The organism is Ilyobacter polytropus DSM 2926 (assembly GCF_000165505.1).
GTDB lineage: Bacteria > Fusobacteriota > Fusobacteriia > Fusobacteriales > Fusobacteriaceae > Ilyobacter > Ilyobacter polytropus.
The window spans coordinates 316574-339236 of the sequence record NC_014632.1; the positions used below are offsets into that span (position 1 = coordinate 316574).

The 22663-nt window shown below is 34.8% G+C and carries 19 protein-coding genes; 16 read left to right on the forward strand and 3 right to left on the reverse strand.

Annotation, left to right across the window (positions count from 1 at the left end; all coding sequences use genetic code 11):
* The first annotated feature begins 26 nt into the window (after window positions 1-26).
* The 8 genes from ILYOP_RS01465 (at window position 27) to ILYOP_RS01500 (ending at window position 7823) form a co-directional block, all read left to right on the forward strand.
* Window positions 27-1400 (forward strand): GntP family permease, encoded by a 1374-nt coding sequence (locus ILYOP_RS01465; RefSeq protein ID WP_013386733.1) that lies wholly within the window; start codon window positions 27-29, stop codon window positions 1398-1400.
* Window positions 1401-1428: 28 nt separating this feature from the next.
* Window positions 1429-2148, forward strand: coding sequence for a beta-ketoacyl-ACP reductase (locus ILYOP_RS01470; RefSeq protein WP_013386734.1), 720 nt, complete (start codon window positions 1429-1431; stop codon window positions 2146-2148).
* A 24-nt stretch (window positions 2149-2172) separates the two neighbouring features.
* Entirely contained in the window at window positions 2173-3378 is a 1206-nt protein-coding gene (locus ILYOP_RS01475) for an acetyl-CoA C-acetyltransferase (protein ID WP_013386735.1), read from the forward strand.
* 130 nt (window positions 3379-3508) lie between these two features.
* Window positions 3509-4288: an enoyl-CoA hydratase-related protein gene (locus ILYOP_RS01480; protein WP_013386736.1), complete on the forward strand. Its 780-nt coding sequence runs from the start codon at window positions 3509-3511 to the stop codon at window positions 4286-4288.
* A 67-nt stretch (window positions 4289-4355) separates the two neighbouring features.
* The gene (locus ILYOP_RS01485) at window positions 4356-4760 is read left to right on the forward strand and encodes a MaoC family dehydratase (RefSeq protein ID WP_013386737.1); all 405 of its coding nucleotides are present in this window, start codon (window positions 4356-4358) and stop codon (window positions 4758-4760) included.
* A 44-nt stretch (window positions 4761-4804) separates the two neighbouring features.
* Window positions 4805-5950: an acyl-CoA dehydrogenase gene (locus tag ILYOP_RS01490; RefSeq protein ID WP_013386738.1), complete on the forward strand. Its 1146-nt coding sequence runs from the start codon at window positions 4805-4807 to the stop codon at window positions 5948-5950.
* 46 nt (window positions 5951-5996) lie between these two features.
* A complete protein-coding gene (locus ILYOP_RS01495) occupies window positions 5997-6779 on the forward strand; it encodes an electron transfer flavoprotein subunit beta/FixA family protein (protein WP_013386739.1) in 783 nt (260 codons plus the stop codon).
* Between the two features lie 33 nt (window positions 6780-6812).
* A complete protein-coding gene (locus ILYOP_RS01500; RefSeq protein WP_013386740.1) occupies window positions 6813-7823 on the forward strand; it encodes an electron transfer flavoprotein subunit alpha/FixB family protein in 1011 nt (336 codons plus the stop codon).
* 238 nt (window positions 7824-8061) lie between these two features.
* Here ILYOP_RS01500 and ILYOP_RS01505 read toward each other — a convergent pair whose 3' ends face one another.
* Complete coding sequence (locus ILYOP_RS01505; RefSeq protein WP_013386741.1) at window positions 8062-10290, reverse strand: ATP-binding protein; 2229 nt, start codon at window positions 10288-10290, stop codon at window positions 8062-8064.
* A 147-nt stretch (window positions 10291-10437) separates the two neighbouring features.
* On the opposite strand from ILYOP_RS01505, the gene ILYOP_RS01510 reads away from it, so the two are divergent.
* The 5 genes from ILYOP_RS01510 (at window position 10438) to ILYOP_RS01530 (ending at window position 14911) form a co-directional block, all read left to right on the forward strand.
* Entirely contained in the window at window positions 10438-11139 is a 702-nt protein-coding gene (locus ILYOP_RS01510; protein WP_013386742.1) for a response regulator transcription factor, read from the forward strand.
* A 283-nt stretch (window positions 11140-11422) separates the two neighbouring features.
* Window positions 11423-12433 carry a Bug family tripartite tricarboxylate transporter substrate binding protein gene (locus ILYOP_RS01515; protein ID WP_013386743.1) on the forward strand — a complete coding sequence of 337 codons (1011 nt, stop codon included), beginning with the start codon at window positions 11423-11425 and terminating at the stop codon, window positions 12431-12433.
* A gap of 100 nt (window positions 12434-12533) precedes the next feature.
* Window positions 12534-12986 carry a tripartite tricarboxylate transporter TctB family protein gene (locus ILYOP_RS15035; RefSeq protein WP_013386744.1) on the forward strand — a complete coding sequence of 151 codons (453 nt, stop codon included), beginning with the start codon at window positions 12534-12536 and terminating at the stop codon, window positions 12984-12986.
* Between the two features lie 15 nt (window positions 12987-13001).
* Entirely contained in the window at window positions 13002-14513 is a 1512-nt protein-coding gene (locus ILYOP_RS01525; protein ID WP_013386745.1) for a tripartite tricarboxylate transporter permease, read from the forward strand.
* A gap of 38 nt (window positions 14514-14551) precedes the next feature.
* Window positions 14552-14911: a hypothetical protein gene (locus ILYOP_RS01530; protein ID WP_013386746.1), complete on the forward strand. Its 360-nt coding sequence runs from the start codon at window positions 14552-14554 to the stop codon at window positions 14909-14911.
* Window positions 14912-15447: 536 nt separating this feature from the next.
* Here the strand turns inward: ILYOP_RS01530 and ILYOP_RS01535 are convergent.
* Window positions 15448-17703 (reverse strand): hydratase, encoded by a 2256-nt coding sequence (locus tag ILYOP_RS01535; RefSeq protein ID WP_013386747.1) that lies wholly within the window; start codon window positions 17701-17703, stop codon window positions 15448-15450.
* A 317-nt stretch (window positions 17704-18020) separates the two neighbouring features.
* On the opposite strand from ILYOP_RS01535, the gene ILYOP_RS01540 reads away from it, so the two are divergent.
* Window positions 18021-19400 carry an aspartate-alanine antiporter-like transporter gene (locus ILYOP_RS01540; protein ID WP_013386748.1) on the forward strand — a complete coding sequence of 460 codons (1380 nt, stop codon included), beginning with the start codon at window positions 18021-18023 and terminating at the stop codon, window positions 19398-19400.
* Between the two features lie 192 nt (window positions 19401-19592).
* Here ILYOP_RS01540 and ILYOP_RS01545 read toward each other — a convergent pair whose 3' ends face one another.
* Window positions 19593-20237 carry a GntR family transcriptional regulator gene (locus ILYOP_RS01545; RefSeq protein ID WP_013386749.1) on the reverse strand — a complete coding sequence of 215 codons (645 nt, stop codon included), beginning with the start codon at window positions 20235-20237 and terminating at the stop codon, window positions 19593-19595.
* Window positions 20238-20819: 582 nt separating this feature from the next.
* Here ILYOP_RS01545 and ILYOP_RS01550 point away from each other — a divergent pair.
* A complete protein-coding gene (locus ILYOP_RS01550) occupies window positions 20820-21848 on the forward strand; it encodes a Bug family tripartite tricarboxylate transporter substrate binding protein (RefSeq protein WP_013386750.1) in 1029 nt (342 codons plus the stop codon).
* Window positions 21849-22154: 306 nt separating this feature from the next.
* Entirely contained in the window at window positions 22155-22646 is a 492-nt protein-coding gene (locus ILYOP_RS01555) for a tripartite tricarboxylate transporter TctB family protein (RefSeq protein ID WP_013386751.1), read from the forward strand.
* The last annotated feature ends 17 nt before the right edge of the window (window positions 22647-22663 follow it).

The following is a 22663-nucleotide window of genomic DNA, read 5'->3' on the forward strand; positions in this document are numbered from 1 at the left end:
TAACTAAATGTTTGGAGGGAGAAATAATGGGAATTGGAATTTTAGGAATAGTACTGTCACTGATACTTTTAATGTTTTTTGCTTATAGGGGAGTTTCGGTAATTATACTTGCACCATTACTAGCATGTTTGGCTGCCGTTCTTTCTGGTGATTTTCCGGCGATAGTTGCATATACGGAAGTCTTTATGAAGGGAGTCGGAGGCTTTGTAATCAAATATTTCCCTATTTTCTTGACGGGAGCAATATTTGGTAAACTTATGGGTGTATCGGGAGCATCAAAAACAATATCTCATTTCTTTGTTGATAAACTAGGAAAAGAGAGAGCAATCCTAGCAGTTGTAATGGCAACAGCACTTTTAGTTTATGGGGGAGTATCGTTATTCGTAGTTGTTTTTGCTATATACCCAATTGGAGCTTCTTTATACAGAGAGGCTGGGATTCCAAAGAGACTACTTCCAGCAACAATAGCATTTGGAGCGTTTACTTTTGCAATGACAGCTCTACCAGGTACTCCGCAGTATATAAATACTATGCCTATACAGTATTTTAATACAAATATTTATGCGGCACCAGTCTTGGGTATTGTAGGGTCTTTGGTAATGGGGACTTTAGGTATCGCTTGGCTTAATGGAAGAGCCAAAAAATTAATGGCTTCAGGTGAAGGTTACGGAGATCACGTGGAAAACTTTGTCAGCGATGACGACAACCTTCCAGGATTCGGACTTTCTATAATGCCTATATTTACAATCTTTGCCTTAAATTATTATTTTACAAATTTTTACTTTAAAAGTTACGGAGAACGTTATAGTGGAGCAATGGAAAAATTGGGATCCTCTGGAATCAACGGTATTTGGCCGGTAATCATATCTCTAGGCGCAGCAATTATAGTTTGTATGATACTTTTTAGACCTTACATTAAGGATATGAAAAAAGAGATGGCCGATGGAGCACTAGGATCTCTTTTACCGATAATGAATACAGGTTCTGAAGTAGGTTACGGAGCAGTTATAAAGTCTCTTGCGGCTTTCTTAATAATAAAGGACGGAATACTTTCGATTCCAGGTACACCTCTTATAAAGGTAGCAGCTTCCACAACAGCTCTTGCAGGTATGGTTGGATCATCTTCTGGTGGTACGGCGATAGCCCTGGGAGCACTTGGAGATACATTTATGAAGTTGGCAGCAGCAACAGGTGTAAATCCTGAGGCAATGCATAGGATAGCAATAATGGCTGCAGGAGGACTAGATACTTTCCCTCATTGCGGAGCAGTTATAACTCTACTAGCAGTATGCGGACTAACTCACAAAGAATCATATAAGGATATTGCTGTATGTACTATGGTAATACCGTTAATTGCTACAACAGTCTGCATAGTACTTGCAGCAATGGGAATGAACTAGTTTAATATTTTAATATAAGGAGTGAATTATGAGATTAGAAGAAAAAGTATGTATAGTAACTGGAGGAGCCAAGGGAATAGGAGCAGAAATGGCTCAGTTGTTTGCAAAGGAAGGGGCAAAGGTAATAGCTGCTGACATGTCTGATCTTGATTATTCTGTAGAGAATATAGAGGGATATAAATTGAACGTAGCTGATACTAATCAGTGTGAGGAATTGTTTAAATATGCATCTGAAAAATATGGGAGAATAGATGTACTTGTTAATAACGCAGGTATTACAAGAGATGGATTAACTCATAAAATAACAGACGACATGTGGAATATGGTAATCGATGTAAATCTCAAAGGAGTTTTTAATCTCACCAAGCATGTTGGTCCTTATATGATGAAACAAGGAAATGGATCAATAATAAATATTTCTTCTGTAGTCGGAGAATATGGGAATATAGGTCAGGCTAACTATGCAGCTACAAAAGCTGGAGTTATAGGACTTGCTAAAACATGGGCAAAGGAATTTGCCAGAAAGGGTGCCGCAGTAAGAGCTAATGCAATAGCACCGGGATATATTATGACAGACATATTAAAAACTGTACCTCAACCTCTTTTAGATGATTTTGCTAAACTTACTATGCTTGGAAGATTAGGTCAACCAGAAGAAATTGCAAAAGCAGCACTTTTTCTAGCCAGTGATGACTCGAGTTATGTGACAGGACATGTGCTTAGCGTAAACGGAGGAATGAGACTGTAAAATAATCTTAAAGGAGATTTTGAAATGAGAAAAGTATATGTAATAAGTGCAAAAAGAACACCTGTGGGAACCTTTTTAGGTGGATTAAGCAGCGTCTCTCCAGCTGAACTCGGAGGGGCAGTAATCAGAAATATTGTTGAAGAAACTGGTATTGACCCTAAAAACCTTGACGAAGTTGTAATTGGAAATGTCCTGCCTGCAGGTCATGGACAAGGGATAGGTAGACAGGCTGCAGTGGCAGGAGGAGTTCCTTATGAAGTTCCGGCTTATTCACTAAACATTATCTGTGGAAGCGGAATGAAGTCTGTAATCTCAGCTTACAGCAACATCAAATCAGGGGAAGCCAATCTTATAATTGCTGGTGGAACTGAGTCTATGTCTCAGGCAGGTTTTGTACTTCCTGCAGCAGTGAGAGGCGGTCACAAGATGGCTGATATAAAAATGATCGATCACATGATAAAAGATGCACTGACAGATTCTTTTAATGACTATCATATGGGAATAACAGCTGAAAATATTGTTGAGAAATATGGTCTTACAAGAGAGGCTCAAGATAAATTTTCAATGGAATCTCAAAAGAGAGCAATTGCAGCGGTGGATTCTGGAAGATTTAAAGACGAGATTGTTCCTGTAGAAGTTAAAAGCAGAAAGGGAAGCGTTGTTGTAGATCAAGATGAACATCCAAATAGAAAAACCACTCCTGAAATTTTGGCAAAATTAAGACCAGCCTTTAAAAAAGACGGTAGTGTAACAGCAGGAAATGCATCAGGCCTAAATGATGGAGCAAGTATGCTACTTCTTGCCTCTGAAGAAGCGGTAGAAAAATACAATCTTAAACCCATAGCTGAGATAATATCTACAGGTCAAGGAGGAGTGGATCCTTCTATAATGGGAATGGGACCTGTTCCTGCAATAAACAATGCACTTGGTAAATTAGAAATGAAGCTTGAAGATATAGAGCTTTTGGAACTAAATGAAGCCTTTGCGGCTCAGTCTTTAGGAGTAATGACTGAACTATCAAAGCAACATAATGTAGATCTTAGTTGGTTCTCAGAAAGGACAAATGTCAATGGAGGAGCCATAGCAATAGGACATCCTGTAGGAGCTTCTGGGAATAGGATAATAACAACACTCATTCATGAGATGATAAAAAGAGACGTAAAAACAGGACTGGCCTCTCTTTGTATTGGTGGAGGAATGGGAACTGCGGTGATACTCAATAAAATTTAATTGATGGGGGAAAATACCCCCATCAATTAAAAAACTTTATGTGAAAAAAATATGTATCTTGAAAAAAGTCTATTTGAGATTGATGTGTTGAATTATCAAAATATACCATCCATAAAAAAGAGGTGAACTTTTGAAGTATAAAAATTTAATTATAGAAATTAATAAGAATATTTGTATAATCAAAATTAACAGGCCACAGGCATTGAATGCTTTAAATATAGAAACAATAACTGAAATCCACAATTGCTTTAAAGAACTTGAGAAAAATGACAACGTTGATATTATAATTATTATGGGTGAAGGAAAGGCCTTTGTTGCAGGGGCGGATATCTCATATATGAAAAACTTAAACGCAGTTGAAGCTAAGGAGTTCGGGTTATCTGGTATAAATGCATTTAATGCCATTGAAAATAGTAAAAAAATTGTAATAGCTGCATTGAATGGTTTTACATTGGGTGGAGGATGTGAGTTAGCTATGGCATGTGACATAAGAATAGCTTCGACTAAAGTTAAAATTGGTCAACCAGAGGTCAGTTTAGGAATTACTCCTGGATTTGGTGGAACTCAAAGACTTCCAAGACTTGTAGGTGTAGCTAAAGCCAAAGAGTTAATATATACAGGGAATATAATTGACGCACAAGAAGCGGAGAGTATAGGATTAGTAAATAAGGTAGTAGAGCCTGAGTTTCTCATGGAAGAAGTTCTTGGAATGGCAAATAAAATATTAGAAAATGCAAAATTTGCCGTAAGATATTCAAAAGAGGCAATAGATAAAGGGTTACAGGTAGATAAAACTACAGGTATGTTTATTGAAAGTAGTTTATTCGGGTTGTGTTTTTCTACAGATGATCAGCAAGAGGGGATGTTATCTTTTCTTGAAAAAAGAAAGGCAGTCTTTAAAGATAAGTAAAGCTTTAAAAATAATATGAAATTTTTAAACTAATTAATAAAGAGTGCAGTGTAAAAGGAGATCAACTATGAAATATTCAGAATTAAAGCTTGGAATGAAAAGCAGCATAACTAAAACTATAACTGAGACAGATGTAATACTCTATTCAGGAGTGAGCTTAGATACAAATCCTGCACATCTAAATGAGGAATACGCTAAGACAACAATGTTTAAAAAAAGAATTGCACATGGAATGCTAACTGCCGGTCTCATATCAGCAGTGCTTGGGACAAGACTTCCTGGAGAAGGAAGTATTTACATGGGACAGGAATTAAAGTTTAAGGCACCGGTATATATGGGAGATACAATTACTGCTGAAGTTGAAATTATAGAGCTTATCGATGAAAAAAATCAAATAATACTAAAAACTGTATGTACTAATCAAGATGGAAAAGTAGTAATAGACGGAACAGCCAGAATAATGAAAAAATAATATATTTCAATTAAAAAACAACTTGATTATGAGGAGTGAAAAATATGAATTTCGAGTTACCTAAGACGCATGTGCTTTTTAGACAAATGATCAGAGAATTTGTTGAAAACGAAGTAAAGCCAATAGCTGCTGAGATAGATGAAGAAGAGAGATTTCCAATTGAAACTGTAAAAAAAATGAATGAGATAGGACTTATGGGAATACCTGTACCAAAAGAATATGGAGGTGCCGGTGGAGATAACCTTATGTATGCAATGGCAGTAGAGGAACTTTCAAAAGCTTGTGCAACTACTGGAGTAATAGTGTCGGCTCATACTTCCCTTGGTATGGCTCCAATTTTAGAGTTTGGAACAGATGCTCAAAAGAAAAAATATTTACCTAAGATGACAACAGGAGAATGGTTAGGAGCCTTTGGTCTTACTGAACCAAATGCAGGAACTGATGCAGCAGGTCAACAGACAACAGCTCATTTTGATGAAAAAACCAATGAGTGGGTATTAAATGGTTCTAAAATATTTATAACAAATGCAGGATATGCCCATGTATATATAATATTTGCCATGACAGATAAATCAAAAGGTTTAAAAGGAATAACAGCATTTATTTTAGAGGCAGATACCCCAGGATTTAGCGTAGGTAAAAAAGAGAAAAAACTGGGAATAAAAGGTTCTGCAACTTGTGAATTAATTATGGAAGATTGCAGAATTCCAAAGGAAAACTTATTGGGAGCTATAGGAAAAGGATTTAAAATAGCGATGATGACCCTTGATGGTGGAAGAATCGGTATTGCATCTCAGGCGCTTGGAATTTCCCAGGGAGCTCTAGATGAAAGTATCAATTACGTAAAAGAAAGAAAACAATTTGGAAGAAGTATAGCAGCATTCCAAAATACACAATTTCAACTTGCAGATATGCATACAAAAACTGAAGCAGCAAGAATGCTAGTGTATAGTGCAGCATGTAAAAAATCAAGCAAAAAGCCATATTCACAAGATGCAGCTATGGCCAAGTTGTTGGCTGCAGAAACAGCTATGGAAGTGACAACTAAAGCTGTACAACTCCACGGAGGATATGGATATACCAGAGAATATCCTGTAGAAAGAATGATGAGAGATGCAAAAATCACTGAAATATACGAGGGAACATCTGAAGTACAAAAGATGGTAATTTCAGCCGGACTTCTTAAATAAAATAAATAACAAAATTTTTGAATTATGTTAAAAAAAGGAGATAATGATGAAAATAGTAGTTTGTGTAAAACAGGTGCCTGATACTACAGAGATCAGATTAGACCCTGTAACTGGAACACTAATAAGAGATGGAGTACCTAGTATTATTAATCCTGATGATAAAGCCGGACTAGAAGAGGCTTTAAAACTTAAAGATAAATTTGGAGCTCATGTTACTGCAATTACAATGGGACCACCTCAAGCGCAAGAAGCCTTGAGAGAAACTCTGGCAATGGGTGCAGACAGAGCAATCTTACTTACAGATAGAAAATTTGCAGGAGCAGATACTTTAGCTACTTCTAATGCCCTTGCCGCTGCAATAAAAGAACTTGACTATGATATGATCATAGCCGGAAGACAGGCTATAGACGGAGATACTGCTCAGGTTGGTCCACAAATTGCAGAACATCTTGGAATGCCACAGGTATCCTATGTAAAAGATATAGAGTGTGATGAAGACAAGACCTTAACAATAAAAAGGGCTGTAGAAGATGGATATTATCTTCTTCAAGTTAAAATGCCTTGCCTTGTTACAGTATTGACTGAGGCAAATAAGCCTAGATATATGTCTGTAAAAGGTATCGTTGAAGCCTATGACACAGATGTAGAGGTGTGGGATACTACGAATATCACTGTAGACCTTGAAAAACTTGGACTAAAAGGTTCTCCTACAAAGGTAAGAAAGTCATTTACAAAAGGAGCCAAACAAGCTGGGAAGGTTTATGAATTAGAATCTAAAGAGGCAGCAAAGTTGATCGTAGAAAAACTTAAAGAGAGCTTTGTTATCTAAATTAAATAAAAATTAAAAAAGGAGAAAAATAAGATGAATTTAGATGATTATAGAGGAATCTTAGTATTTGCAGAGCAAAGAGAAGGCGAGATTCAGAATGTAGGACTCGAACTTCTAGGAAAAGCAAAAGAGCTTGCTTCTGAAATAAACGAAGAAGTTACGGCGATTCTGCTTGGATATCAAGTGGAACATTTATCTAAAGAGTTGATTTCATATGGAGCTGACAAAGTTGTCGTAGTAGACAAGGAAGAGCTTAAGTTTTATGATACAGAAGCTTACGCGCAGGCTTTTTCATCAGTTATAAAAGATAAAAAATCTGAAATAGTATTAGTAGGAGCTACAACTATAGGAAGGGACCTTGGTCCTAGAGTCTCTGCAAGAGTTGTTACTGGACTTACTGCTGACTGTACTAAACTTGAGATTTCAGAAGAGAGAGAACTTCTCATGACAAGACCTGCTTTTGGCGGAAATTTAATGGCTACAATAATCTGCCCTGATCATAGACCACAGATGTCAACAGTAAGACCTGGAGTAATGCAAAAATTCTCAAAAGATGAGGCTAGAACAGGTGAAGTTGAAAAATTTGATGTGGAATTTGATAAATCGAAAATGAAGGTAAAAATAATTGAAATAATAAAAGAAGAAAAAGAGAAAATAGATATTACAGAAGCCAATGTTCTAATTTCTGGAGGAAGAGGAGTCGGAAGTGCCGATAACTTCAAAAAACTAGAGGGACTTGCAGAAGAGATAGGTGGAACTGTCTCTGCATCGAGAGCAATTATAGATTCAGGTTGGATAGATCACGACAGACAGGTTGGACAAACAGGTAAAACAGTAAGACCTGATATTTATTTTGCATTAGGAATTTCAGGAGCAATACAACACGTGGCTGGAATGGAAGAATCAGAGTATATAATAGCTATAAATAAGGATAAGGGAGCTCCTATATTTAATATTTCAGATTTAGGAATTGTAGGAGATGTGTCAAAAATAGTTCCTATGATCACGGAAGAAATAAAGCTGTTGAAAAGTCAAAAGTCATAAAAATTAATATAATCTCTCGAATCACTAGAATACAAAACTATTGATTTGAGAGATTTTTTATTGGAAAAGTTACTATTAATCTGATTTTTATCAAAACTTTAGCTATAAACCTAAGACTGGTATAAGAATAAGAACTACCGTTTAAAGTGGTAGTTCTTATTTTGTATAGTTCTCAATAAAAGAGAAGAGCTATTAAAAACATCACCATGGGGTTTTTAAGGTGTACAGATAGACTGGACTATGTATCCTTATTATCCATTATTTTTCTTATACTTCTGCTTACCTGAGCTGCAGAAACCGGTTTTATAAGATAATCATCTAGCGTTTTATCTTTCATATATTCTTCTAATGGTTCGTCAGAGTATGCTGTTATTAAAATTGTTTTTACACTTGACTGATTTCTTTTTATTTTTTTTGCAATCTGTATACCTGATATTTCGGGCATTGTAAGGTCAGTGACAATAATATCAAAATGATCTTTTATATAGTTGAATTTCCTTAAAATCTCATCACATTCAACTATAGAGCTAACACTGTATCCTAATTCGTTCAGACCCCTTTTCAACATCTCAGCAATATTCTTGTCATCGTCTATTATTAAGACTCTTTCTTTTCCTTTTATATCGGAAGATTGAGGTTCTATACTGTCGAGAGTTTCATTTTTTTTTGCCTTTGGAATGTATACTTCAAATCGACTTCCAATATTTTTTTTACTAGATAACTTTATCATACCGCCATGTTTTGTAACTATTCCCTGAACAATGGAAAGACCCAAGCCACTGCTTTTATCAGATAATTTTTTTGTGAAAAAGGGGTCGAATATCTTGTCGACGATATCCTCCTCTATACCACATCCATTATCTTCAAAGGATATTTTGACATACTCCCTTCCAGAGTGAATGTTTTCGTCTTGTCCTTCCTTCTCCAGGTATTTAGAAATATTTAGACTTATTTTTAATATCCCCTGCTGTTTATTTTTCATTGCATTACAAGCATTTGTGCATAGATTTAATATAACTTGGTGTATCTGCGTTTCATTGGCATAGATATTACCGCAATTTTCTTTTATCTCTTTTATAATTGTCATATTAGAGGGTAATACAAATTCAGAGAATTTTAATGCATCTTCTAATACTTTATTTACCGAAATTATGTCATACTTTATTTTTATGTTCTTGTCTCCACTGAACATCCTGATTTGGTCTATTATTTCCTGAGCCCTTTTAGAAGAATTATATATAGCTTCGGCGTCTTCGTAGTTATCTAGGTCGGGGTCTAAGTTTCTGAGAAGCATCTCAGAATGCCCCATTATAGGTGTCAGGACATTGTTAAATTCGTGAGCGATTCCCCCGGTCAGAGTTCCTATTGTTTCAAGTTTTCTCCTGTGGTGGAGTTCAGCATCCTTTTTTCTGAGTTCTTCTGAGGATTTGTTGATCTCTCTAAGATAATTTGTTTCCATCTCATAGGCTTCTTTGTTTTTTATCATTCTTACAATCCAAAATACGATACAGGAAGATATTACGATTATAATTATAGATATGAAAATACTGCCATAAAGATAGTCTTTTATAGGTTCGGTAATTTCGTCATAGGAGGAAACCACTGAAACTATCCAGAAATCACTTGAAAAATCAATTCTGGAAAAAACATTTATTTTTTTTGTAAGTACCAGAGTATCTTGAGGCCACCAATAGGAGTGATAGATATGAAAACCATCGTTTTGACTCAATTGCTTTTTAAACAAACTAGCAATTCCGCTATAATCTAGATTGGGATATTTTTTCTTTCTTGATGTTATAACAAAATCTCCAACCTGACCTTTTGAAGGATGCATCAGGATTTTTCCGGTGCTGTCCTTTACCACAGCATAACCGAATTCCCCTATTTTTACAGGTTTTAATAAAAGTTCATTCATATTTTCAAGTTTTATTTTACCAAATATTATTCCCACAAGTTTACTTTTAATTATAACGGGCTCTACAATATTTATGGAAAGAGTGTCGTACCTGTCATGATAAGGAAAACCGATATAGGAATCTTTTCTTGCTTTGACATAAGATATTTCGTCATAAAAATCGTCACCTGTAACTATAAAATCTCCCTTGGGGTAGCTTAAGAAAAATCTATTTTTAGTTTCCATATAATTTAGATTTGCCATTTCTTCGTCTTGATTTAAATAAAATGTTTCCATGGCTTTTAATATATAATCCCGATGATTTTCCTCTGGAGAAGACTCCATGTGATGAGCTAAATCGTCGGATAAAATTTTGAGTGCTTTTTCTTTTTCTCCGATATATAAGTTTAGACTTCTTCCTATTGACTTTGATATGGTCATAAGGTGTTTTATTTGTTGAGTCATTACTATGTCTTGATATTTTATATAACTTCTGTAGCTAATTCTACTTACAATTAAAGCTATGAAAATAATTGCTATTATCGACAGAAATTTTAATTTGTTTTTTTTCAAAAGCTTCTCCTTTTAATTAAAGTGGATATGTAATATAATATAGTTAGCTTATAAATAATATAATAAAAAAATGTATATATATATATTATCATATTTCTTTAATCACTTTAAATTAAAAAAATTATAAATAAAAGGAGGGCTTTTGAATTGAACGGTTACAAGGTTTTATTAGTAGATGATGATGCAGCTATATGTAAAGTTATAAAAAGAGCTCTGAAGCTTGAAAATATAGAAATAATATATGCTTCTAACGGAGAAGAAGCATATTCTCTGGTGAGGACTCAGATTTTTGATCTTGTAATATTAGATGTTAGTTTAGGGGACACTGACGGATTCCAGGTGCTAAAAAAAATACGGACAGAAGGAAATGATGTCCCGATTATTTTCCTCAGTGGAAATCAACATGAAAATGATAAAATTCTTGCTTTGGGAATGGGTGCTGATGACTATATAACAAAACCCTTTAGTATCTTTTTACTTGTTGCAAAAATTAAAGCTCACTTGCGAAGAGGGGATAAAATAAAAGAACACCAGACTTCTTTGAAGAAAATTATCCAGGGACCCTTTATTTTAAATACTGAGACTTTTCAGCTTTTTAAAAATGAAAAAGAAGTATTTCTTTCGTCAAAAGAAATAATGCTTATGAAATTTTTTATGGAGAATCCCAATATAGTATTTTCAAAGGATCAAATTTATGAGAAGGTATGGAATAATTCTATAGTTGACGACAATACAATCATGGTATATATGCGTCATTTGAGAAAAAAACTCGAAGATGATCCCAAAAATCCAAAATTTTTCCAAACTGTCTGGGGAATAGGGTATAAATTTAATAATTTTATAAAATAAATTTATAAAAAAGAATATACTTTTAACAAAAAATGGTGTATAGATTACACCATTTTTTTCATTTTAATCATTCAGATTAAGATGAACTAAAAAAGAACAAATATAACTTTAGTTGAAAATAAAAAACGATATTGAAATAAAAAAACCAATTCCTTAATGGATTTTAAGAAAGAAACCATGAAATATTAAGGAGTTTAAATTAAACTCTCAATATCTACATAACAGATGTAAGTGAAAATTTTTTTTATAATTTAAAGTATTTAAAAAAAGGGAGGGATCAATTATGAAAAAAAGAAACTTGTTTTTAACACTGGCTCTTATTTTGGGACTGGCATTTACAGGATGCGGTGGCAAAGAAGAGACAACAAAGGCTGATGGGAGTTTTCCTACTGCTAAAACACTAGAAATTATAGCTCCAGCAAACCCAGGTGGTGGATGGGACGCTACAGCAAGAGCACTAAAAAAAGTTATCGATGATAATGATATCGCACCAGAAGTAAATATCATCGTTACAAACAAACCTGGAGGGAAAGGATCAATTGCCTGGAACTCACTGATTCAAAGGAAAGATTCTCATATAGTTGCTATGGATTCAGCTTATATATACCTTAACCAGCTACTAGGGGTACAGGGAGCTCAGAAATTAGACGACCTAAGACCTGTTGCTACTTTGACTAATGAATGGATCGGTTATTTTGTAAAGGGAGACTCAGATATAGAAACTATAACTGAGATAACAGAGAAACTGAAAAAAGACCCTAGTTCTGTTGTAGTTGCAGTTGCACCTGGAAAAGGTAATGATGATCACCTTTCAATAATGAATGTTGCCAAAACTGCAGGAGTAGATATCGCAGAATTTGACAAAAATATAGTTGCTACATCTACAGGAGAATTGATTCCTGGAGTATTAGGCGGATTCTACGAAGTAATAGTTACTGGAGCTGCAGATGGAATAGAGTTCATGAAATCTGGGGACCTAAAGTGTATAGCAATAACTGCTGACGAAAGATTAGGTGGAGAATTTGCTGATGTACCGACTGTTAAAGAGTCTGGTATAGATGTTGTATTCCCTCACTGGAGAGGTATAGTAGCTCATCCTGGAATGACTGACGAAGAAGCAGCTTACTGGGAGACTATAATAGAAAAAGCTATGGCTACAGATGACTGGAAACAGATCATGGAAAACAACAGCTGGCTTCCATACTACAAAAACAGTGCTGACACAAGAAAAATGTGGGAAGAAGAATTTAAAGTTTACAAAGATCTGACTGACGCTGTTGGTCTTACAAAATAATATTGTCATAATATAATATTTAGTTACTGAATCGATAGCTGCCTAAACTTAATGTAAAGGCAGTTATTGGTTCAAACTTAAATAAATTAAGAGGTGAAAAATGACTCAGAATAAAGTAATCGGTATTTTTGGAGCTTTGCTTACAGCTATATATGGTTTTAGTACATTCAGCGCTACAGGGGCAGGAGCTACTTTTCTTTCAGGAACTAAAATATTTCCCATGATGGTTATAATATTGACTGCAGTTCTTTCTGCAGTGATATTCTTACAGGATCATTTGGGAAAAGAAAAAGGTAAAAAGATAGACATAGACAAGAAAGTTTTAATTACTATTGGGAAATCTACACTTATATTTGTTGTTTATACCCTGATTTTTGAGCACCTTGGATATATACTTTCTACTGTAGTTCTTTTAATGGGGCTGTTGAGCATTTTAAATAAAGGCAAATTGAAACAAAATATAATTATTTCAGTAGCTTTTTCAGTGATAGCTTACTTTGTATTTTCAAAATTATTAGCGATTTCTTTACCGCCAGGAATAATAAATTTTTAATCAGGAAGGTGAATTATGTTAGATATATTTTCATATTTAATGGGAGGGTTTAGGGAGATATTGACCTTTACCAACGTCATGTGGATATTCTTTGGAGGAATATTTGGTTCTATAGTGGGGATGCTACCTGGACTTGGTCCGGCCACAGGGATTGCTGTTCTTCTTCCACTGACTTTCGGAATGAATCCTGTGACAGCTTTAAGTACTCTTACAGCGATATATTACGGGGCAATGTTCGGTGGATCCAGAGCATCTATTTTGATTAATACACCTGGAGACGGAGGAGCAATAGCTGCTACTTTTGACGGATATCCTATGACTAAAAACGGAAAAGCAGGAGAAGCCTTGGCCATGTCGGCAATAGCTTCTTTTATAGGAGGGGTTATAGCTACAATTTTGATGACATTCTTAGCCGTGTCCATATCAAAAGTTGCAATAAAATTTGGACCTCCACAATATTTTACATTGATGATATTCGCCCTCATAGCAACATCAGCAATATCAAGAGGAAATGTAATAAAAGGACTATTTGCCACTTCTTTAGGACTTATGGTAAGTACTATAGGGGCAGACAGATTGACTGGTACAGTGAGATATACAATGGGGATACCGGAACTATATGAGGGGATAGACTTCCTTATACTGATCATAGGTTTCTATGCCATTGGAGAGGTTTATAATAACTACGGTAAAATATTATTCAACCATGATCCGTCATCAGATGCTAAAGATTCTCATTATGATATAAGCAGAGTATGGGTAAGTAAATCTGAGTTTAAAGAGTGTCTTATGCCTATTTTAAGAAGTACGCCTTTAGGATTCTTCATAGGGATACTTCCAGGTGCTGGAGCTACGATTTCTTCTATGCTGGCATATTCTACTGAAAAAAGTATGTCGAAAGATCCTGATAGTTTTGGTAAGGGGAATATTGTAGGACTTGCTGCACCAGAAGCGGCAAATAATGCCACAGCAGTTGGAGCTATGATACCTATGCTTACTCTTGGGATACCTGGATCTGGAACAACAGCAGTAATGCTTGGAGCTCTTATGATGCTTGGTATTAAACCTGGTCCTATGCTATTTACGAGTCAGCCTGATGTAGCATGGGGAGTTTTGGCAAGTATGTACATAAGTAACTTAATTCTTGCAGTTATTAATATACCACTTGCATCACAGCTGGTAAAAGTACTTAAAACACCAGAAAAAATTCTCTTGCCACTAGTTGTAGCACTAGGATTTATAGGTACCTATGCGCTAAGTTTTGCAACAACAGACTTTTTCATTATTGCACTGTGTGGAGTAATAGCATTTTTCGTTAAGAAACTGAATATCCCAATATCATCATTCATATTGGCCCTTATACTAGGAAGTAAGATAGAGACATCTTTCAGGCAGTCTATGGTATTGTCTAAAGGTTCTATGGGTATATTTGCTTCAGATTCCATAACTATATTCTTTATAATTTTAGCTGTGTTATCTTTATTTGGACCTTTGCTATTGAATAAGATGTTAAGCAACAATAAATAAGTTAAAATATGAGAGATAATATAAATTAAGGGTGAAATATGATATTTAATAAAAAATTGCGTTTGATTTGGGGAGTTCTCTTTACAGTGGCATTGATTGCCGTTCTTTCTTTTGGAAGAGGTGCTATGTATGCTATTATGTTTGGAGTGGCTTCGGGATTTGTTTTTATTGCTGATTTTTATATTCTCAGTAGAGAGTATAAAAAATCTGGTGTGATGGAGGGAAAATATAGAAAAAGATGGCATATTTTTTCTAAATTTACTCAGTGGTTATTTTGGACGGCACTTCTGTATGTTCCTTTTCAACCACAATTTAGCACTGGATATAAAATATTTATGCTTGTGGATTTTTTCCTAGTTTCTACATTTGCATTTTATAAATTTAGCAGAAGTAATTAAAAAATAGAAGTCAAGACTTTATGTCTTGGCTTCTATTTTAAGTTTCGTCATTTTATTAGAAATAAATTACTGAATTTACAAGAATATTAGAGTCAAAGGATTTTGTCACGAATGAAAATCAATATAAGGCAAAAAAATTAACACGAATAAGGATAAAACCTTTTGGCCACAGAGGGCACAGAGAAAAAGAGAGAGTTTCACAGAGTGAAAATAAAAATATTTTAATTTTTAAACTACTTTCCCCTTTAAAAAATGCCGTTAAGAAATCATCTTGTGAAATCCACTTTCATTGAAATAAGGAGGTTTACCGACTATATTTCAATAGAAAGTTAGTTCAGAAGGGATTTTAGGTATTTTTTAGGGGTGCCTTTTCTTTGGTTACTTTCTTTGGGCAAGCAAAGAAAGTAACACAGCTTTTTGGATAAATTCAATACTTTAATTTGAAATAAAGATAGCAACTTAGGTTAATCAAACCAAACTAAATATAAATTTGTAGAGCTTCTATTAAGGAAGCTCTACAAATTTAAAAACTTATTTTAGTTATTTTTTCTGTAATAGTTGATTAGACATCCGTCTAAAAGAACCTGTCTTTCATCTTGAGTAAGATTAGTTAATTTTAGGTTGAATTTCTTGATTTCATCTCCTAAAACATAGGCTGTAATGTCTTCTATTCCTTCTTTTAAAGCTTTTCTAACGTCAGTAACAAGTAGATAAGCCTCATCACCAAATGGTGCATCTTCTTCCATTGTGAATGGGAGCATTCCCCAGTTGATTACATTTGATCTGTATCTTTTGGTAGCGTACTCATGGCAGATGTTACCCCAACCTCCTAGAACTTTCTGGCAAGAAGCAGCCTGTTCTCTAGCTGAACCATCTCCAGGTTTATTTGCATAAACCAAAGAACCAATTCCGATTTCAGTAGGATCAACCTCTACAAGTGTTTTAACTTTTTCATAAACTGGCTTAAGCTCGTCAAACTTTTCAAAAGGATTCTCCCCTTTTTCTCTAGCATATTCAAACTCACGAACAGCCTTTGATTTTCCTACATATTCAGGAACACGTCTAGAAAGAGTAAATTCAGATAATCCGTAAGGGTTAGATCTGAAAGATGAAGTTTCTCCAGAAGGGATAAGCTCATCTGTAGTAGTTACAGGGTCATCGATGAAAGCTGTAACTTTGAATAAAACATTTTCAGTCAACTCAGGCATTTCAGGCCATGGTTTGATGTTTGGACCTTCGATTAGTTCAACTTCAGGTTCTGCTACAGGAGTTTTACCATAGTTGTGTACTTTGTTTTTGTATGGAGTATCATCATATTTGTAAGTAGCCGTAGTATCAGTATATTCTACATCAAGGTCAGTGGCAGCAGTTATGAATCCACCGTTTAGTGCAGTAGCTGCGATACTCTTGGCATCCATAAGTGCCACAGATGAAGTCTGACCTAGACCAGGTTTTGAACCTTCTCTAGATGGGAAGTTTCTTGTATTGTGACGAATACTTAGCTGATTGTTTGCAGGAGTATCTCCAGCTCCGAAACAAGGTCCACAGAATGCCGTTCTCATAATAGCACCAGACTTCATAGCCTCTATATTCAGTCCCATTTCATTGAACATCATATACGCAGGCTGACTTCCTGGATAGATGCTAAGAGTGAACTCCTCAGCGATGGCGTGTCCTTTTAGTACGTCTAAAGCCCCTACAATGTTGTCGAAAGTTCCACCGGAACATCCACCGATAACACCCTGCTCAGCTCTTAGTTTTCCATTGACAACTTTAGATTTAAGGTCTATATCCATCCCTAGTTTTTTACAGTTAGCTTCTGTTTCAGTTAAAATCTCATCAAGGTTTTCATAAAGTTCTCTGATAGAATAAACATTTGACGGATGTGCAGGAAGAGCTATCATAGACTCTATTTCCTCTAGGTTAATTTCTACCATACCGTCATAGTATGCTACGTCAGCAGGTTTAAGCTCTTTGTAATCTTCCACACGATGGTGGATATCTAAGAAATTTTTAACCTGCTCATCTGTCTCCCAGATAGAAGTAAGACAAGTAGTTTCAGTTGTCATAACATCGATACCGTTTCTGAATTCCACGTTGAGATTTTTGATTCCGTCTCCGAAAAATTCCATTACAGAGTTTTTCACATATCCGTTTTTGAATACTTTTCCTATGATTGCAAGAGCCACATCATGAGAACCGATTCCTGGTTTAGGTTTACCAGTGAGTTTTATACCTACGACTTTTGGATAAGGTACATCGTAAGTTTTTTCAAGAAGTTGTTTTACCAGTTCTCCTCCACCTTCACCGATAGCCATAGTACCAAGGGCACCGTATCTAGTGTGAGAGTCAGATCCTAAGATCATTTTTCCGCATCCAGCATAGTTTTCTCTCATGTAAGAGTGAATAACTGCCTGGTGAGCAGGTACATATATTCCACCGTATTTTTTGGCAGCAGATAAACCGAACATGTGGTCGTCTTCGTTTATTGTTCCTCCTACAGCACAAAGACTGTTGTGACAGTTAGTCAGAACATATGGAAGAGGGAATTTTTTTAGCCCACTTGCCTTTGCAGTCTGGATAATACCAACAAAAGTGATGTCATGAGAAGCCATAGCATCAAATTTCAGAGTCAGATCTTTCATGTCATCTGTTGTGTTGTGAGCCTCTAATATAGAGTAAGCCATAGTCCCCTTTTTAGCATCTTCGATAGAAACTCCTAAATCAGTACCTGCAGGTACTATTTCAGATCCATTTTTTACATAAACCCCTGAATCATAAAGTTTGATCATTGAAAAAAACCTCCTTAATAAAATACTAGACACATAGTAATAATTGTATGCAATTCAGTATAAATATAGTACATAACTGTCGGATTTGTCAATGATTTTTTATTTTTTCATCAATTATCAAGGGTGTGTTTAACGGGATTAAACCTTTGAAATTGATGGTTTGAATCGAAAATGTTAAAAAATCTTGACATTTATTTTTAAAAAAGATAGACTAGGCAGCAGGTAATCATAGAATAATTGTATACAAAAAATCATTTTATTTTTGTTGTTTATAAATTGGAAATTAGATTAACTTTAAAATATAAGGAGGAAAAATAATGAAGTTTGATATTTTTAAATTCATTACCAACAGTTACACGCTTATTTTTTTGACCCTCTCTACCGGAATGCTTCTTGGTAAGGTGAAAATTGGTAAATTTAAGCTAGGTATTTCAGGATCTTTATTCACTGGGCTTTTTCTAGGTTGGGGAGTTTTAAAACTAGCAAGAAGAATTCCCGAGGGAGCTTCAGATTATAAACGTGCATCAGAAATCATTCATCATGCATTGATATCGCACGAGCTCTCACATCTATTTCTAGTGTTGTTTATAGCCGCTGTAGGACTTATGGCAGCTGAAACATTAGCCAGCGTTTTAAGAAACTATGGTGTCAAATTTGTTTCTTTGGGGATAATAATAACACTTGCAGGATGTGCATATTCTTATGGGTTTTCAAAGCTTAATCCGAATGCTAAAATGTATGAGAGTGCAGGAATATATACTGCAGCATTAACTAGTTCACCGGGACTTGCTACAGCTCTTGAGACTACAGAACGTTCGGCTAAGACTTTGATAGAAAGATATGAAACTCTAGACAATGGTGCAAAAGATAAAGTTTTGGGTGTTATAGATCCAACTGGAGAATTAAACCATGAAAATACACAAGTTTTGACAGATGATCAAAAAGAAGTTTTTATAAAAGAATCCCGGGTTAACACAGGGGTGGCGAATGCCATAGGCTTTCCTTTTGGAGTTCTTGTAGTTATACTTACTGTCAATCTTATTCCTAAATTATTTAGAGTTGACCTTGAAAAAGAAGGGAAAAATTTTAAAAGAGAATTGAAAGAAATGACTGAAAAAGATCTTGAAATAGAGACCAAAAAAGTTCATCGTGTGGGATTTGATATACCTGCCTTTGCTTTTGCATGCTTCTTCGGATTTATAATAGGAGGATTTAAAATCCCTCTAGGACCTCTAGGTTATTTTAGTCTTGGAACTACAGGAGGGGTTTTGATAGGATCCTTGACACTAGGGCACATAGGGAAATTAGGGATGATGACATTTAGAATGAATCCTAAAAAACTAGAAGTCATAAAAGAGTTGGGTCTTTCTAGTTATGTAGGTGCAGTGGGTCTGACTTATGGAGAGAAGGTCGTGGCAGCTCTTGCAGGAGATGGTGTTTATTTAGTATTTCAAGTTGTGATTATAGCATTCTTATGTATGGTTACAGGTTTTTTAGTAGGTAAGTATTTACTAAATATAAACTGGTATATGCTTTCTGGTGCTATCTGTGGAGGTATGACATCTACTCCTGGGATGGGAGCAGCCGTAGACGCCATAGGAACCAATGACCCAGCTTCAGGTTATGCTGCAACATACCCTTTTGCTCTGATATGTATGGTTTTATTTACAATTATCTTAAATAATATACCCCTATAATTTTTAAAAATTATTCTTTAGGTATAGAGCAGTTTAAATCTTAAATTGTAATAAGGTCAGCAAATAAAAAATTCATCTAATAAAAAGCATGTAAAATTTCTCAGGATTTGATGAGATTTTACATGCTTTTCGATTTAGGCGAACTCTTTACAATTTTTACTAAAAAACGATTGTTTTATATTGGCTCAATAGTTAGTCAAAATCAATAGAGTTAAGAAGGGAAGTCTCAGCAGATAGAAGATGGGTCGTGTTTACAGCTTTGGCAAGTTCTAGCTGGCTGTTTTTTAAGTATTTGACTATAAGAGAGTGTTCTTCACAGGCTGAGATTATTCTTTCTTTACTGTTCAGGGAGCTCAGTCTCAGTTTGGATAATATAAAATCGTATTGTTTTAAAATCTTTATAGTAAACTCCAGTTCTGATTTTTGATAGAATATTTTATTGAACTCTAAGAATAACTTCCTGGTCTCTTTCCATTTTTTAAGTTTTATATAGTGTTCTGTGAGGATTAAATTTTCCTCGAGCAAAGAGATAACCTCTGGATTTTGTGAAATGGATTCTAAGAGAATATTTTCCAGAGCGATTCTTATTTTAAAAATCTCTTTGATCCTTTCAGGGGTAATATCTATTATTTTAACCCTTCCATTTGCGAGCCTTTCCACGATGCCTTCTATTTCCAGCTTTTTTATCGCTTCTCGCAAAGGCGTTCTACTTACATTTAATTTTTTTGAATAATCTATCTCCACTATTCTGTCTCCGAAAGAAAGTTCTCCAGATAAGATCTCTTCCTTTATAGTGTCGTATATATTATCGCTGGTATTTGTTCTTGGTTTTATCATTGTATTTTTCCTCCTTGATTAACATTATACAAAAAAACAATCTGTAGAAAAAATTCCTTTTAAAATATAACATGATTGTTCAATAGGTGCAACTTGAATATCTTTTGTTCATATTAAGATTATATATTTTATTTTTTTTATTTTCTTTATCTGGATTTTTTTTATGAACATTAAAATAAATAAAAAGAAAAATCAAGAGAAAAGATATTGAAATAGCCATTTTTATTGTTTTAGTAATAACTAAATTTTATGAATAGGTTTTAGAATTTATTTTATAGTAACGTGACTAGATTAAAAAAAGTTAGAGTTCTTAAAAATTTTTAAGAACTCTATAGTAATATTTTAAATTTTAAGGTCTATAGTAATCACAAGAAGATCAAGTGCATCTTTAAAGAAAAAAGTGTTTCGAATAAATACTTAGAATCCTAAAAGCAACCAAGAGATTTTTTAGGGGGGTTAAAGAGTTTTTTAAATTTTGAAGGGAAAAAAAATCTAAAGGCGTAAGTAAAATTTGTAACTTTAAAATTTCATGGAAATATTACTCCGTGGATTTTAAAGATAAAAAAAACTAGGAGGGAATTTATGAACAGACGATTTAAGAACTTGTCAAAAATTTTTATCGCAGCTTTATCGATTTTGGCACTTGTATTAACAGGATGCGGAAAAAAAGATGAAGGAACAGCTGCCAACACTGCAGGAGGATATCCTTCTAAACCGATGAACTTTGTTGCACCTGGTGGAGCAGGTGGAGGATGGGACACTACTATTCGTACAGTTGCTAAAACTTTAAAAGATACTAAACTTGTTAACGTTCCTATGCCTGTAACAAACAAACCTGGTGGAGGAGGGGGAGTTGCCCTTGCTTACCTACAAGAATTAGAAGGGGATGACAAAACAATCTCTGTATATTCACCGCCTCTATTACTTATCCACTTAAACGGATCTTCTAAATTAAGCTACAAAGATGTAACTCCTATAGCTAGACTTATCACAGACTATGGAGCATTTGTTGTTAAGAAGGGTTCTAAGTATAATAATATTGGTGAGATCATGGACGCTCTTAAGAAAGACCCTAAGAGTGTAAAATTCGGTGGTAACTCATCTGCAGGAAGTATGGACCATATCCAATTCCTTATGATCGCTAAAGCAGCAGGTGTAAAAAATATAAGAGATATCGACTATATCAGTTACCAAAATAACGAAGGAGCTGCTCAGCTTCTAGGAGGACATATTGACCTTCTTTCTACAGGTCTTGGAGACGTATCGGCTCTACTTGAAAGTGGACAATTAGTAGGACTTGCTCAGACTGCTGACGAAAGAGTAGGAGATGGTGCTCTAGCTGATATCCCTACTTGTAAAGAGTCTGGAATCGACGCAGTTTTCTATAACTGGAGAGGTCTTTTCGGAGCCCCTGATATGCCAGAAGAAGCTTTAACGTACTGGGAAGATACACTTGCAAAAATGGTTGAAACCCCTGAGTGGGATGAAGCTGTTAAGAAAAACGGATGGAGTAAATCTTTTGCTAACTCTGCTGATTTTGATGCATTCCTAGAAAAAACAAATGAAGAGTACAAAGAGATCTTAGCTGATATCGGAATGCTTAAACAATAATATTAGAAAATATAAAAAGGCGGCACCTTACCTGGTGTCGCCCTAATAAAAATTGATTTGAATAAAGCCAGTTTAAATGGTTGACTTGATGTAATTTTTTCAAAGATTTATAACTGAACTCAGGTTGCTATCTTGATGGAAATAATTTATAAATCAATGAAAAAAAATAAAGGTATCAAAATTTTTAGAGTTTTTTTTTAGGGTTTCAAGTTAACAGACTGAGTTAAATTATGAAGATGACTGTTTTTATATGGTTTTGTTTAACTTTATTGAAAATTATAAATACAAAATGTGAGGTGAAGAACAGTGAATATCAAAGTTAAAACAACAATGGCTTTCACAGTGTTTGGGCTTTTATACACAGTAGTTGCTCTTATGATGCCGAAGGCTGCAGTTGGAAATCCTTTTGCTCCTAAAGTTTTTCCGCTTATATTAGGGATAGGGCTTACTGTAATGGGAGCTCTGTACACTGTAAAGGAATATAAACATTGGAAAGAGGAGCAAGCTTCTGGAGTAGAAGAAGAGATTAGTCCTAAAAAACAGGAAATTGAAAATAAAACTAACAAGCTTATAACTATTACAGCTGTTGCTGGAATAGTTTATGCGGCAATATTTGAACATGCTGGTTATGTAATATCTACCTCGCTGTTTATAGGGGCAATAATGTTCGCAATTAATGGTAAGAAAAAATGGATGTTGAATTTGGCAGTGGCTATAATTTTTAGTGTTGCAGTTTATTTTGTTTTCTCGACACTTTTAGCTATACCGCTTCCTAAAATACCTGGTTTGGAAATATAACGGAGGTGAAGTTTTAA

What these genes read in the sequence shown, in the direction of transcription:
- ILYOP_RS01465 (WP_013386733.1), top strand. Translation starts at nt 27, where the DNA reads ATGGGAATTGGAATTTTAGGAATAGTACTGTCACTGATACTTTTAATG.
- ILYOP_RS01470 (WP_013386734.1), top strand. Translation starts at nt 1,429, where the DNA reads ATGAGATTAGAAGAAAAAGTATGTATAGTAACTGGAGGAGCCAAGGGA.
- ILYOP_RS01475 (WP_013386735.1), top strand. Translation starts at nt 2,173, where the DNA reads ATGAGAAAAGTATATGTAATAAGTGCAAAAAGAACACCTGTGGGAACC.
- ILYOP_RS01485 (WP_013386737.1), top strand. Translation starts at nt 4,356, where the DNA reads ATGAAATATTCAGAATTAAAGCTTGGAATGAAAAGCAGCATAACTAAA.
- ILYOP_RS01490 (WP_013386738.1), top strand. Translation starts at nt 4,805, where the DNA reads ATGAATTTCGAGTTACCTAAGACGCATGTGCTTTTTAGACAAATGATC.
- ILYOP_RS01495 (WP_013386739.1), top strand. Translation starts at nt 5,997, where the DNA reads ATGAAAATAGTAGTTTGTGTAAAACAGGTGCCTGATACTACAGAGATC.
- ILYOP_RS01500 (WP_013386740.1), top strand. Translation starts at nt 6,813, where the DNA reads ATGAATTTAGATGATTATAGAGGAATCTTAGTATTTGCAGAGCAAAGA.
- ILYOP_RS01515 (WP_013386743.1), top strand. Translation starts at nt 11,423, where the DNA reads ATGAAAAAAAGAAACTTGTTTTTAACACTGGCTCTTATTTTGGGACTG.
- ILYOP_RS15035 (WP_013386744.1), top strand. Translation starts at nt 12,534, where the DNA reads ATGACTCAGAATAAAGTAATCGGTATTTTTGGAGCTTTGCTTACAGCT.
- ILYOP_RS01525 (WP_013386745.1), top strand. Translation starts at nt 13,002, where the DNA reads ATGTTAGATATATTTTCATATTTAATGGGAGGGTTTAGGGAGATATTG.
- ILYOP_RS01530 (WP_013386746.1), top strand. Translation starts at nt 14,552, where the DNA reads ATGATATTTAATAAAAAATTGCGTTTGATTTGGGGAGTTCTCTTTACA.
- ILYOP_RS01535 (WP_013386747.1), bottom strand. Translation starts at nt 17,703, where the DNA reads ATGATCAAACTTTATGATTCAGGGGTTTATGTAAAAAATGGATCTGAA.
- ILYOP_RS01540 (WP_013386748.1), top strand. Translation starts at nt 18,021, where the DNA reads ATGAAGTTTGATATTTTTAAATTCATTACCAACAGTTACACGCTTATT.
- ILYOP_RS01545 (WP_013386749.1), bottom strand. Translation starts at nt 20,237, where the DNA reads ATGATAAAACCAAGAACAAATACCAGCGATAATATATACGACACTATA.
- ILYOP_RS01550 (WP_013386750.1), top strand. Translation starts at nt 20,820, where the DNA reads ATGAACAGACGATTTAAGAACTTGTCAAAAATTTTTATCGCAGCTTTA.